The sequence below is a fragment of the Duganella sacchari genome (assembly GCF_900143065.1).
Taxonomy (GTDB): Bacteria; Pseudomonadota; Gammaproteobacteria; order Burkholderiales; family Burkholderiaceae_D; genus Rugamonas; species Rugamonas sacchari.
This window is the reverse complement of sequence record NZ_FRCX01000004.1, coordinates 1-11,659: the sequence shown is the minus strand read 5'-3', so window position 1 is coordinate 11,659 and position 11,659 is coordinate 1. Positions and strand designations below refer to the sequence as shown.

Here is an 11,659-nt window from a genome sequence, read left to right as displayed (position 1 = left end):
ATGAACAGCATCAGCAAAACACTGGGCGGCGCGCTCGCCCTTCTCAGCCTTGTCGCCTGCCAGCAGTCGATATCGGCAGAACAGGCCGTGGTAATCGCCGCACCGGCGGTCGATGAACCGGCCAGTACAGAACACACCGCCACCGCCATCTTTGCCGGTGGCTGTTTCTGGGGTGTACAGGGCGTGTTCCAGCACGTGAAAGGCGTGACCAGCGCAGTCTCCGGCTATGCCGGCGGCGATGGCCGCAGCGCCAGCTATGAAGCTGTCAGCGGCGGTGATACCGGCCACGCGGAATCGGTGAAGATCACTTACGATCCCACGCAAGTCAGCTACGGCAGGCTGCTGCAGGTGTTCTTTTCGGTAGCACATGATCCCACGCTGCTGAACCGCCAGGGGCCGGACAGCGGTACGCAGTACCGTTCGGCGATCTTCCCGCAGACGCCGGTGCAGCAGCGCGTGGCGCAGCAGTACATTGCGCAGCTGGATGCCTCGCATGCCTACAGCAAGCCGCTGGCAACGCGTATTGAGTCGGGCAAGCAGTTTTATCCCGCCGAGGGCTATCACCAGAACTACCTGACGCTGCATCCCAACGATCCCTACATCGTCTACAACGATCTGCCGAAGGTGGCGAATCTGAAGCGTATTGCGCCAGACCTGTACAGAGCCGACGCTGTACTGGTCCGCAATACGCGGCCTTAATTCGCCAGCGCGGCAGCGTGCACGGGCGGCTCCGCCAGGCGCACGGCGTTGCGGCCTTCGCGCTTGGCGGTGTACAGCGCGGCATCGGCCTGCGCCAGCAGTAATGGCAGTGTCGGCCCGCTGTCGGCAATGCTGGCGCAGCCGATGCTGGTGGTGCAAGCCGGCAGGCCCGCCTCCACAATCTGCCGCTCGACCGCCAGGCGCACCCGCTCGGCGACGATGGCCGCGCTGCGCAAATCATTTTCGGGCAGCAGGACGATGAACTCCTCGCCGCCATAGCGGCCCAAGGTATCGATGGAACGCAACGCCGATTTGACGCTGTTGGCGAACTGGGTCAGCACCTGGTCGCCAACCGCATGACCGTAGTTGTCGTTGATGCGTTTGAAGTAGTCGATGTCCAGCAACAGGATGGAGAACACGCGGTCCGTACGCCGCCAGCGCTCCACCTCCCCTTCCAGCGCCTGCATGATGGCGCGCCGCGATGCCGCACCGGTGAGCAGGTCCACATTCAGCAAGCGCTCGAACTCCGCGCGGATGCGTTCACTGGCCAGCAGCACAAAGCCCAGGCAGGTAACCATACCGCCCACGCTGAACGAGCTCAGATACAGGGTTTGAATGAGCGAGGCAGCAAAGCGCGTCGAATCGGCAGCATCAATCAACGGCGCGCTGCCCGCGCGCGCCAGCAAAACGAGGCAGCGGACAAACAGCAGCACGGCAAGGAAGCGGCCCGCGAAACTCAGGCCATGGCGCCAGTGCAGCCAGGCGTGCGTGCCGGTGTAGACCGTCATCGCCAGTGCAAACACGGCGACACGCACGCGGTAGTCGGGCCAGACCAGCATGAAGCAGGCGATCACGCCCAGCACGCCAAGCGTAAAGCCCAGCCAGCGGCGGCGATTCAGGGATTGTTCATAAAACGCGGCGGTTCCGAACAGGTTCATCGCGGCGCTGGCGAACGACAGTGAGTTGCCCAGCATGGCGATCAGCGCAGCGGGCAGTATGCCCTCCAGAGCAAACACCAGCGACGAGCCGCCGCCCACGATGGGCGACAGCGCCCACAGCAAAGTCCCCGGCATCCTGCGCGGATAATAGTGACGCATCCCCAGCAGCACGAAGGCCATGAGCAAGGCCATCATGCCAGTGATCGAGTTGATGGTGCGAAGGTCTAGCATGGCGCCACTGAGACTATTGCAATGGCTGGGGATTATACGTCACGATCAAAGTCGTCTCTAATAAATCAACATTAATAAATAAGCCACAGTGACTTGCAAGCGGTAGAAACTGCTGTATCGTGCGCGGATTCTTGTTTATTCTTCATCGTTTCCCAAACCTGATGAGGAGCGGCGATGAAATACGGTGTGTTATTCGCGGCACTGATGGCGGGCGTCACGCCCTTGAGTTACGGCCAGTGCTGCGGCTATGGCATGCAGAACATCACCGTCTGGCCGCAGCCAGACCTGCGCGTGCCGGTCTTGACCACGACCCAGATCGCGCAGCAGCATTTGAAAACGCCGGTGGCGAAAGCCAGGCCGGCCATCCAGGCCAACGCCCATGCGCTGTCGCTACACTTCCCGCAAGCCAAACGCGCCGAGATGGAGAAAATGTACATCCAGAGCATGGATGTCTACCTCAAGGTAGAGCAGAAAATGAAATGGAAGCCGCGCGACCTCTCCGGCGGCATCGCCGCTTTCGTGGTCGGCAACTACATGATCCTCAATAACACCGACGTCTCCGACGAGGCATTTGATGCCGTCGCGCGCCAGTTCCGCGCGCAGCCCGGCATGCAGAAACTGAACGATGATCCGGACCAGAACAAGATCCGCGACGTATTCGAGCAAAGCGCCATGGTCGGCACCTTCATGGCGCTGGTGCAGATGTCCGGAAAACAGCAGCCGCAACCGCCGGAGGTGCAGGAGAACTTGCGCAAATCCGCCATCGAAAACCTGCAACTGGCGCTGCGCATGGACCCGGCCAAACTCCGCATCGACAACCAGGGCATGCACGAATAAGCCAATCACGTTACCATGCGCGTCTTGATTGCATGGGAACTCAATATGGACAAGCTCACTTCAGCGCTGCACCGGCTTTATCTGATCGGCGGCCAGTTCACCGATGCGGCCGGGCAGACGCGCGCCCTGACCATCGATTTCCACAAGGCCGAGGGCGAGCAGCACTGGACGCGTTTGTGCGATGTGGCCAACGCGCTGCAGAAGGAGCTGGGCCTGCCCGCGCCCGCCGTCAGCGTCTCGGGTGGTGACGCCTACCGTTTGTGGCTGTCGCTGGCGCGGCCGGTCAGCGCCGACGCGGCACGCCGCTTTCTGGCCTTGCTGCACACGACCTACTTCCCGGACGAGCAGATCGATCTGGGACGCAGCGAGGTCCCGCTGCCGCCATCGCTGAACGAGGCCACGGGCTTGTGGGCGGCCTTCGTCAACCCGAGCATGGGCGGCGCCCTGGCCGACGATCTGGGACTGGAAATGGCGCCGCCGGACGCCGCGCAAGCCGCCTTCCTCGACAACCTGGACAGCATCACGGAAGAACAATTCGCCCACGCCCTGGCGACGCTACAACGCCAGCACGACGCTTCGCCTGCGCCGCCGCCCATGCCGCCACGCGACGCGGTGCCGCCAGGCCTGCTGCTCAAGGACGCTTCGCTGGAAGACATCGTGCGCCGGCTGCACGCCATGGGCATCGAGCCGACCTTCCGTCACATCCTCAAATCCTGACGCTGGGCGGGAACTGCGGCGCGCGCCGGTGCAGCGTGGCTTGCTCATACGAGTACGCCATGCGTATCAGCGCCGCTTCGCTGTAAGCCGCGCCGACAAAGGACAAACCGACCGGCAGTCCATGCACATAGCCCGCCGGCACCGTGATGTGGGGATAGCCAGCCACCGCAGCCGGTGACGAGAAGCCGCCCGTGTCATGGTCGCCGTTGACGAAGTCGGTCAGCCACGCCGGACCGCCGGTGGGCGCCACCAGCGCATCGAGCTGATGCTCCTTCATGACCTTGTCGATCCCTTCCGCGCGCGCGTAGCGGCGGTTGTTGGCCAGCGCTTCCTGGTAGGCCGGCGTATCCAGGCCACCCTTCGCCTGCGAACGCTCCAGATATTCCTGGCCAAAGTAAGCCAGCTCCTGCTGCGCATGCTGCTGATTGAAGATGATGAGTTCCGCCATATTGGACACGGGCGCGTTGGGCGCATATTCTTTGAGATACGCCGCCAGGTCCGCCTTGAATTCATACAGCAGCACTTCAGTCTCGCTGGCGTCGTACTTGCCGACGTTGGGCACGTCCGTTTCCACCAGCACCGCGCCTTGCGATTTCAAATCCAGCAGCGCTTTTTCAATCACTGCATCGCGCTCGGCGTGCTGGCCGAAGAAATTGCGGGCCACGCCGATGCGCGCGCCTTTCAAGCCGCCCTTGTCGAGCGCGGCGCGGTAGTCGGCCAGCTTGCCAGCGCCCTCCTGCGTTACCGGGTCGCGCGGATCGACACCAGCCATGGCGAACAGCATGAGCGCGGCGTCGGCCACACTGCGCGCCATCGGCCCGGCCGTGTCCTGCGAATGGGCGATGGGAATAATGCCGCTGCGGCTCACCAGGCCCAGCGTCGGCTTGATGCCCACCAGCCCGCAGATGGAAGCTGGCGAGACGATCGAGCCATCGGTTTCCGTGCCCACCGCCAGTGTCGCCAGGCCGGCGGCAATCGCCGCGCCCGAGCCGGAACTGGAACCGCTGCAATTGCGGTCCAGCGAATACGGATTCAAGGTCAGGCCGCCGCGCGCGCTCCAGCCGCTGACGGAATGGGTGGAGCGCATATTCGCCCACTCGCTCAGATTGGTCTTGCCGATGATGACCGCGCCAGCCGCACGCAGCTGCGCCGTCACATGGGCGTCGCGCGCGGCGCGCACACCGGCCAGCGCCAGCGAACCGGCGGTGGTGCTCATGCGGTCGGCCGTGGCGATATTGTCTTTCAACAGAACGGGAATGCCGTGCAGCGGACCACGCACGCGCTTGAGGTTGCGCTCACGGTCCATGTCGAGCGCAATCCTGAGCGCTTCGGGATTGATCTCGATGACGGAATTCAGGCGCGGCCCGGATTTGTCGATGGTCTTGATGCGCGCCAGGTACTGAGACGTAAGCGAATGCGAGGTCAGTTTGCCCGCCTCCATCATCTGCTGCTGTTCCCAGACACCGGCGTCGAGGATGCCGCCCGTGCCCAGTTTGGATGCGGCACTGGCAGGTCCCGCCAACACCCGGTTGCTGCTGCCGGCGGCGCCTGCCGCCAGTCCGATTTTTACGAAATCCCTGCGATCCATGCCATCCCCGTGGTTATCACCAATGCGCCGAATTTGTTGCGTTACATTAATATATCAGCAGGTTGCAACTTACACCACAAAAATTGATAAAAAAAAAGCACGCCACCAGGGCGTGCTTTTTAGATCGCGAAGAATCGGCTTAGTTACGCACGACTTTCTTGAATTCGTTGGTACGGGTGTCGATCTCGACGATGTCGTCTTGCGACACGAACAGTGGTACCTGGATCGAGAACTGCTTGGCTTCGATCGCGTTTTCGATCTTGGCTTCTTTGGTCACGTTGCCCGAGGTGTTGCCTTTAACTGCAGGCTCCGAGTACACAATCTGACGCTGGATGGTGGTTGGCAGTTCAACCGAGATCGCTTTGCCATCGTAGAACACGGCTTCGCATTCCATGCCGTCTTTCAGGTAGTTCAGGGCGTCGCCCAGGTTTTCTTCTTCGATTTCGTACTGTTCGTAGTCAGCGTCCATGAACACATACAGTGGATCTGCAAAGTACGAGTAGGTGACTGGCTTCTTGTCCAGAACAACTACGTCGAACTTGTCGTCGCCGCGGAACACGCTTTCGAACGGCGCGTTGGTCAGCAGGTTTTTCATTTTCCACTTGTAGGTGAAGCCCGTGCGGCTCGAGCCGTTGACGTCGGAGCGCAGCACGATGAATGGCTTAGCGTCAACCATAATGATATTGCCAACACGAATTTCTTTTGCAGGTTTCATAGTGATTCTACTTAATAAGGTGGTTGCGTAAAGATCATTGTCGCCTAGCTGGCTTACGTTTGATCGGGTAAAAAATGCGTCATATAGATTAACCCGGCATTGTACCTTGTTTTTTCCGCAGCGCCTATCTCAGCGTCGCGGCAAAGGCCAGCATGTTGCTGGCCAGGTCGCCTAGCGACAACATCTGCTGCTGCCACTCGGCGGCGCGGACCGTCGCGGCGGCGGCCTCCGCTTCCAGCGCGGCCCAGGATGCCGCCCAGTCCTCCACCTCGCCTTGGCTGGGCGCGCCATTCCAGCGCAGCGAGAAATCGGCCAGCCCCGGCAACGCGCCCGCATAGCGCTGCAGGAAGGCGCGCAGCTTCTTGTGGTGCAGGTTCTCATCCTGCGGGTAGATATGCCAGATGAAAGGCTTGCCCGCCCATTGCGCGCGCACGAAGGAATCCTCGCCACGCACAAAATTCAGGTCGCAGGCCCACAGCAGCTTGTCGTAGTCCGGCTGCGGCACAAATGGCAGCACGCGCACCGTCAGCGCGCCTTGCGTGGCCACAGTCCCCGCCCGACCATCGCCGCCCGTGAAGCTGCGCACCGTGTCGGCCGCCACACCTTCTGGCACCAGACAGGTCATCGGCTGGCTGGCGCTTTGCCAGGCCTCGAACAGGGCTGACACCGGCGCGTGCGGATAGCAGAACAGCGAGATCCTGGTGCTCGCAATTTCAGCCGGCGTCAATCCCAGCTGCGACAGGAACGCCGCTGGCGCGAATTGCAGACGCTCCTGCTCCAGCCCTGCTTCGCGCAGCAGGCCGCCAGTCTTGTCGGTAAAGCCAGGGAAGAAGAAATGCTTGATCAATCCACCTGGCTGCGGCGAGGTCAGGCGATGACAGCCCTCGACCCATTCTTCCGCCGTCAGCCCTTCCAGGTTGAACCAGACCGGTCGCGGCTCGCACTGCTTCATGGCCTCGATATAGCCAGGTGGAATATCCACCGCAAAGAATTCGATCACGATGTCCGCCACCTCGAGCGGCGTGTAACTGCCATCCTGATCGCGCCAGTGGCGCACGGTGACGCCATCCACCTGCTGCAATTCCGCGTCCTCCGCGACTGGCGGGCAGATGCGCTTGAAGCTGGCCAGATCATCCACGTACAACGTCACGGCGAGCCCATGCTCGCGCACCAGCTGTTTGGCCAGGCGCCAGCAAATACCGATATCGCCGTAGTTATCAACGACGCGGCAGAACAGATCGAGACGGCGGAATTTCATCATGGATGGGGGCTGCAAAAACTCGAGGCTGGATGATAACTGATTAACGTTAGATAAGAACCAAGAATATCAAAACTTCCCGCACATCGGTCAGTCCAATCCTTCCAGCACGGCCAGTCGGCTGCGCTACCACCACAACAAGGAGAAGTCATGAATGAATTCCAACAGTACTACGGACAAGCGCTAGCCCCACAACAATTTGGCGACCTCGCCCCCCAAGGTTTCTTCGGCAGTCTACTGGGCGCGCCATTGGGTGGACTGATCGGACGCGGCATCGGCGGCCTGTTTGGCAATGCCAACCTGGGCCGCCAGATCGGCCAGGCAGCAGGCGGCATCGGCGGCTCGCTGCTGCCGTTTGGCGCCGACCCCGTCGCCGCCGCTTACGCGCAGCAGGCGCAACAACAGCAACTGCTACAGCAACAACAGCAACAACAGCAACAGCAGATGCTGCAACAGGCCCAGCTGGCGCAACTGGCACAGCAAGCGCAACTGGCGCAACTGGCACAGCAAGCGCAACTGGCGCCACAAGGCTGGTTCGGCAACATCATCAAGAGCGTGGCACAACCACTGGGTAGCGCGATTGGCGGCGCCTTCGGCAATAGCGGCATCGGCGGCACCATCGGCGGCATCGCTGGCCAGCTGGGTGGCATGCTGCCGTTTGGCGCCGACCCCGTGAGCGCGGCCTATGCGCAGCAGGCGCAACAGCAGCAGCAACAACAGCAACAGCTCCAGCAACTACAACAACTGCAGCAGATGCAGCAACTACAACAGCTGCAACAACAAGGGCTGGCGCCACAAGGCTGGTTCGGCAACATCATCAAGAGCGTGGCGCAGCCACTGGGTAGCGCAATTGGCGGCGCCTTCGGCAATAGCGGCATCGGCGGCACCATCGGCGGTATTGCCGGGCAACTGGGCGGCATGCTGCCCTTCGGCGTTGACCCCATGGCGGTCTATGCCCAGCAACAGGCCCAGCTCGCACAGCTGATCCAGCAAGCCCAATTGGGACAGCAAGCTAATGGCGCGCAGTATGGTGGCCAGCAATCGCTGCACTGATACGGCACCCTGACCACGTCAACGTGCTCTCCAGCGGCAACCACCACTGGGGAGCACCGCTTCAAGGAGAGTCTGCATGTTCAATTCTTCCGATGCAGCGCAAGCGTTGCCGGACAAGGCGCGCTTCCTGATCCATGCCGAGCACGGCGCACCGCTCAACGATTTTTTGGCGATCGCCGCAATTGATCCCGACATCACCGTGCTGGATGTGATCGGCCCACCAGACCGTCCGCACACGGCGGTGGTGGAACTCAGCCCCGGCAAGGCGCGCCTGCTGGACGAGCATTTCCGCCAGAGCGCCACACCCAGCCACCAACTCAGCATCGAGCCAGACCGCCCGCTATCCATGTTCGACAGCGGCCCGTTTAACGAACTGTAAAAGGAATATCCCCATGCCCAAGAATCTACCTGGCGGCGCCACCGCACCGCCTGATGCCCCAGTATCCAGCGCCGATGGCGAAGCGGCTGCCTCGCCTGACGGCAGCAGCCGCGAAGCACGCGGCATCGACGGCGCCGCCGCGCCGAAAGACACGCCACAGCCCAACGGCCGCAGCAACAGCAACGGTGCCGGCCGCAGCGTCGGCACCCGCAAAAAACAGTTTGTCATTGCCTCGCGCCTGCCACCGGACGGCCTGCAAACACTGGGCTTCCAGCCCTTGCAGTTTGACGCGGTAGAACAGGCACTGCGCAGCAACAGCGATATTGAAGTGGTCGACAAGATCAGTCTCAAGTCCACGCTGGGTGCGCTGGCTGACGGCATGGGCGGCGCGCAAGGCGTGCTGGTAGCGCGCATGACGGAACAAAAAGCCGCCGCGCTTCACCAGCAGGCACAAGGACGCCTGCTGGTGGAACGCGATCAGCAATTGAACCTCATGGACCCGGCGCTGCGCCTGCCCGGCATGGTCACGGGCGTCAATCCCAGCACCGCCGGCGGGCCGGTACTCAATGCCGTGATCAGTGTCATCGGCAAAGACGGCGCACCGCAGGCCAATGCGGAAGTATCGTTGTTTGGCAGCATGCTACCGGCCAGCGGCGTGACGGATGCCAACGGCCAGGTAAGCCTGTCGCTGTTTGGCGAAACGGCGGACACCGTGCGCGGCCTGTACGTCAAGCCCAAGGCCGACTACTGGAGCTTCTACCAGCGCGACCCCGATATCAGCAGCGACGAACCTAACGTCGTGGCATTGCGCGCGCTGTCCGACTGGCCATCCCTGGCAGGCTTCCCGCGCCAACGCGCCTACGGCTGGGGACAGAAAGCCATGCGGCTGGACCAGCTGCCCAGCAAGTATCGCGGCCAGGGCATCAAGATCGGCATCATCGATTCCGGCGCCGCCACCACGCACGACAACCTGCATGGCATCCATGCCGGCTTCGACATCATCAACAAGAAAGTCGACCCCAACACCTGGGATCAGGACACGCTGGGCCACGGCACCCACTGCGCGGGCGTGATCGCCGCAGCCGACATCGCCTCCGGCATCCGCGGCTTCGCCCCCGACGCCGAAATCCATGCGTGCAAGCTGTTCCCCGGCGGCCAGATCAGCCAGCTGATCGAAGCGCTGGAATACTGCATCGACAAACAAATCGACGTCGTCAACCTGAGCCTGGGCGGCGAGGAAGTCTCGGAAGCGCTGGAGCAGCAAATCATGCGGGCCAAACGGGCAGGCGTGGCGTGCATCGTCGCCGCGGGCAATTCAGCGGGGCCGGTGCAATACCCTGCTTCGTCGCCCAACGTGCTGGCAGTAGCAGCGATCGGCAAGTTCGATGAATTCCCGGCCGACAGCTATCACGCGCAAACGCTGGACAGCAATGTCGATGCATATGGCTACTTCTCGGCCAAGTTCAGCTGCTTCGGGCCGCAGGTGGCCGTGTGTGCGCCGGGCGTGGCCATCACATCGTGCGTGCCGCCGAATAATTTTGCTGCCTGGGATGGCACCTCGATGGCAACGCCGCACGTGACAGGACTCGCGGCGTTGTGCCTGGCACACCATCCGGACTTCCAGTCACCACAGTACAAGACACCCGGGCCGGGCCGCGTGGAGCGGCTATTCCAGATCATCCGCGCCAGCGCGCACCGCGTCAGCCTGGGAGATCAGAGCCGGATTGGTTTTGGTTTGCCCGATGTGCTGGCGGCAGTCGGCTTGCAGCTGCAGGCCGGCCAACAAGTCGCGCAGGCCATGGCGCCGCAACAGGCTGGGGGCATGGCTTACGATCCGCTGGGACTGGATATGATGCAGATGCAGATGTCGGCGCAGAACCAGCCGTGGCCCTTGCTGCATGTGGGGCGCTTCCCGCTACCCCATCCCTACAACCCCATTATGTGGTAGGGCCGGAAATGCAAAAAGCCGCACGAAGCGGCTTTTTGCTGATTTGGCGTCCCCACGGGGATTCGAACCCCGGTACTCACCGTGAAAGGGTGATGTCCTAGGCCTCTAGACGATGGGGACAGAAACCTGTCCGTACTGGCCTTGTTTGGAAATGTCTTTTGGCGTCCCCACGGGGATTCGAACCCCGGTACTCACCGTGAAAGGGTGATGTCCTAGGCCTCTAGACGATGGGGACATTTCCAAGGCGCGTACTATATCAGCGCCGTTCCCCGAACGCAATAGCAAACCCTTGTTTTTGCTGAAAAATCACAGCAAGATTGGCAGGTCCGCAACATTACATCCATTTCGCTCCAGAGGCCGCTTCCGCCCCGTTGCAGACCTTCGCCAAAAAAGGCGCTCAAATCACCAGACTCTAAGCGACTTTCACCGCAAGGGGTGCACGTAGTAAGAAACGAGGTCCTTTCCGCAGTCGCCCATGAAGCGCGCGACAATCACGCTCGGCTGGGACATTTACGGATTTGTACCTTTTATTCTCAACCATTTCAAACGCCTTGAAGGCGGGTCTTGCTTTTGAAATTTTTACAGGTGTCTCTTGAGGAAGAATGAATGGTGCCAAATCGAGAGGCGAGAAAACGCATTTCGACCCAATTATTACCTCACGTAGCTGTATCCTAGTACCAAATGGAATATGATACATCGGCAACTTCGGACCATCTAATAGCACAATTGCTCTTAGCTCTTTCTCGTAGCTCCATTCTTGAGCTTTGTGGTAGAGAATCTCGTCAATAAATTGAATGCCATTTGCGTCTCCCTCTTCAATAGGCGACAACAATCTTGAGTCGACATACTGTACGTAACCAATATAATCATCGTTCACATCAAATCCTAAACAGACTCCTTCATGCTTATTAGCGCAGTGCGCCCACATTACGGGGCTTTTCCAATTATCGCTAAGTAAGCGTCCGGCCCATCCACCTATGAACGGCTGAAGTCCCAGGCCATACTTCCCCGTTTTCACGAGGGAGATAAGGATGGCAAACACCGAACGAGAAGCGCTGTGGCAAGAGCGCGTTGAGCGCTGGCGGGCCAGTGGCCTGTCGCAGCGGGCCTTTGCGCTACAGGAAGGCTATCCGATACGTCAGGTTGGCTACTGGGTCCGCCGGCTGTCAGCCGTGCCCTCCATGGCCGCGCTGGTGCCGGTCACGGTACAAGGCGCTGCGGCAGCGGCGCCGGCGATGAAGTTGTGCGGGCCGCAGGGCTGGAGCGTCGAGCTGCCGCCTGACACGTCAGCGGCCT

The 11,659-nt window shown here is 61.2% G+C and carries 12 protein-coding genes and 2 tRNA genes; 7 read left to right on the top strand and 7 right to left on the bottom strand.

The genetic code is table 11. The annotated features are described in order from the left end of the window. Entirely contained in the window at window positions 1–699 is a 699-nt protein-coding gene (gene msrA, locus BUA36_RS09060) for a peptide-methionine (S)-S-oxide reductase MsrA (protein WP_084560074.1), read from the top strand. Here the strand turns inward: msrA and BUA36_RS09055 are convergent. Then, entirely contained in the window at window positions 696–1,868 is a 1,173-nt protein-coding gene (locus BUA36_RS09055) for a GGDEF domain-containing protein (RefSeq protein WP_072783717.1), read from the bottom strand. The genes msrA and BUA36_RS09055 overlap by 4 nt on opposite strands. Window positions 1,869–2,042: 174 nt before the next feature. On the opposite strand from BUA36_RS09055, the gene BUA36_RS09050 reads away from it, so the two are divergent. Next, window positions 2,043–2,705 (top strand): DUF6683 family protein, encoded by a 663-nt coding sequence (locus BUA36_RS09050; RefSeq protein WP_072783714.1) that lies wholly within the window; start codon window positions 2,043–2,045, stop codon window positions 2,703–2,705. A gap of 45 nt (window positions 2,706–2,750) precedes the next feature. Then, window positions 2,751–3,422 carry a hypothetical protein gene (locus tag BUA36_RS09045; RefSeq protein WP_072784606.1) on the top strand — a complete coding sequence of 224 codons (672 nt, stop codon included), beginning with the start codon at window positions 2,751–2,753 and terminating at the stop codon, window positions 3,420–3,422. On the opposite strand, the gene BUA36_RS09040 is transcribed toward BUA36_RS09045, so the two are convergent. The 3 genes from BUA36_RS09040 to earP all read right to left on the bottom strand — a co-directional run bounded on the left by BUA36_RS09040 (window position 3,412) and on the right by earP (window position 6,986). After that, window positions 3,412–5,010 carry an amidase gene (locus BUA36_RS09040; protein ID WP_072783712.1) on the bottom strand — a complete coding sequence of 533 codons (1,599 nt, stop codon included), beginning with the start codon at window positions 5,008–5,010 and terminating at the stop codon, window positions 3,412–3,414. The genes BUA36_RS09045 and BUA36_RS09040 overlap by 11 nt on opposite strands. Window positions 5,011–5,149: 139 nt before the next feature. Beyond that, window positions 5,150–5,725 (bottom strand): elongation factor P, encoded by a 576-nt coding sequence (locus BUA36_RS09035; RefSeq protein ID WP_072783710.1) that lies wholly within the window; start codon window positions 5,723–5,725, stop codon window positions 5,150–5,152. 124 nt (window positions 5,726–5,849) lie between these two features. Further along, a complete protein-coding gene (gene earP, locus BUA36_RS09030) occupies window positions 5,850–6,986 on the bottom strand; it encodes an elongation factor P maturation arginine rhamnosyltransferase EarP (protein ID WP_072783708.1) in 1,137 nt (378 codons plus the stop codon). 147 nt (window positions 6,987–7,133) lie between these two features. Between earP and BUA36_RS09025 the strand changes: the two genes are divergently transcribed. The 3 genes from BUA36_RS09025 to BUA36_RS09015 all read left to right on the top strand — a co-directional run bounded on the left by BUA36_RS09025 (window position 7,134) and on the right by BUA36_RS09015 (window position 10,363). Then, a complete protein-coding gene (locus tag BUA36_RS09025) occupies window positions 7,134–8,036 on the top strand; it encodes a hypothetical protein (RefSeq protein ID WP_072783706.1) in 903 nt (300 codons plus the stop codon). 76 nt (window positions 8,037–8,112) lie between these two features. Next, window positions 8,113–8,415 (top strand): hypothetical protein, encoded by a 303-nt coding sequence (locus BUA36_RS09020; protein ID WP_072783704.1) that lies wholly within the window; start codon window positions 8,113–8,115, stop codon window positions 8,413–8,415. Window positions 8,416–8,428: 13 nt separating this feature from the next. Then, window positions 8,429–10,363 (top strand): S8 family serine peptidase, encoded by a 1,935-nt coding sequence (locus tag BUA36_RS09015; protein WP_072783702.1) that lies wholly within the window; start codon window positions 8,429–8,431, stop codon window positions 10,361–10,363. Between the two features lie 44 nt (window positions 10,364–10,407). Here the strand turns inward: BUA36_RS09015 and BUA36_RS09010 are convergent. From BUA36_RS09010 to BUA36_RS09000, 3 genes are all read right to left on the bottom strand, one after another. Further along, window positions 10,408–10,483 (bottom strand) — tRNA-Glu (locus BUA36_RS09010). A 39-nt stretch (window positions 10,484–10,522) separates the two neighbouring features. Further along, window positions 10,523–10,598 (bottom strand) — tRNA-Glu (locus tag BUA36_RS09005). Window positions 10,599–10,775: 177 nt separating this feature from the next. Then, a complete protein-coding gene (locus BUA36_RS09000; protein WP_229255650.1) occupies window positions 10,776–11,240 on the bottom strand; it encodes a hypothetical protein in 465 nt (154 codons plus the stop codon). A 154-nt stretch (window positions 11,241–11,394) separates the two neighbouring features. Here BUA36_RS09000 and tnpA point away from each other — a divergent pair. Beyond that, on the top strand, window positions 11,395–11,659 hold a 265-nt coding region (gene tnpA / locus BUA36_RS08995; RefSeq protein ID WP_072783698.1), incomplete at its 3' end, for an IS66 family insertion sequence element accessory protein TnpA.

What these genes read in the sequence shown, in the direction of transcription:
- msrA (WP_084560074.1), top strand. Translation starts at nt 1, where the DNA reads ATGAACAGCATCAGCAAAACACTGGGCGGCGCGCTCGCCCTTCTCAGC.
- BUA36_RS09055 (WP_072783717.1), bottom strand. Translation starts at nt 1,868, where the DNA reads ATGCTAGACCTTCGCACCATCAACTCGATCACTGGCATGATGGCCTTG.
- BUA36_RS09050 (WP_072783714.1), top strand. Translation starts at nt 2,043, where the DNA reads ATGAAATACGGTGTGTTATTCGCGGCACTGATGGCGGGCGTCACGCCC.
- BUA36_RS09045 (WP_072784606.1), top strand. Translation starts at nt 2,751, where the DNA reads ATGGACAAGCTCACTTCAGCGCTGCACCGGCTTTATCTGATCGGCGGC.
- BUA36_RS09040 (WP_072783712.1), bottom strand. Translation starts at nt 5,010, where the DNA reads ATGGATCGCAGGGATTTCGTAAAAATCGGACTGGCGGCAGGCGCCGCC.
- BUA36_RS09035 (WP_072783710.1), bottom strand. Translation starts at nt 5,725, where the DNA reads ATGAAACCTGCAAAAGAAATTCGTGTTGGCAATATCATTATGGTTGAC.
- earP (WP_072783708.1), bottom strand. Translation starts at nt 6,986, where the DNA reads ATGATGAAATTCCGCCGTCTCGATCTGTTCTGCCGCGTCGTTGATAAC.
- BUA36_RS09025 (WP_072783706.1), top strand. Translation starts at nt 7,134, where the DNA reads ATGAATGAATTCCAACAGTACTACGGACAAGCGCTAGCCCCACAACAA.
- BUA36_RS09020 (WP_072783704.1), top strand. Translation starts at nt 8,113, where the DNA reads ATGTTCAATTCTTCCGATGCAGCGCAAGCGTTGCCGGACAAGGCGCGC.
- BUA36_RS09015 (WP_072783702.1), top strand. Translation starts at nt 8,429, where the DNA reads ATGCCCAAGAATCTACCTGGCGGCGCCACCGCACCGCCTGATGCCCCA.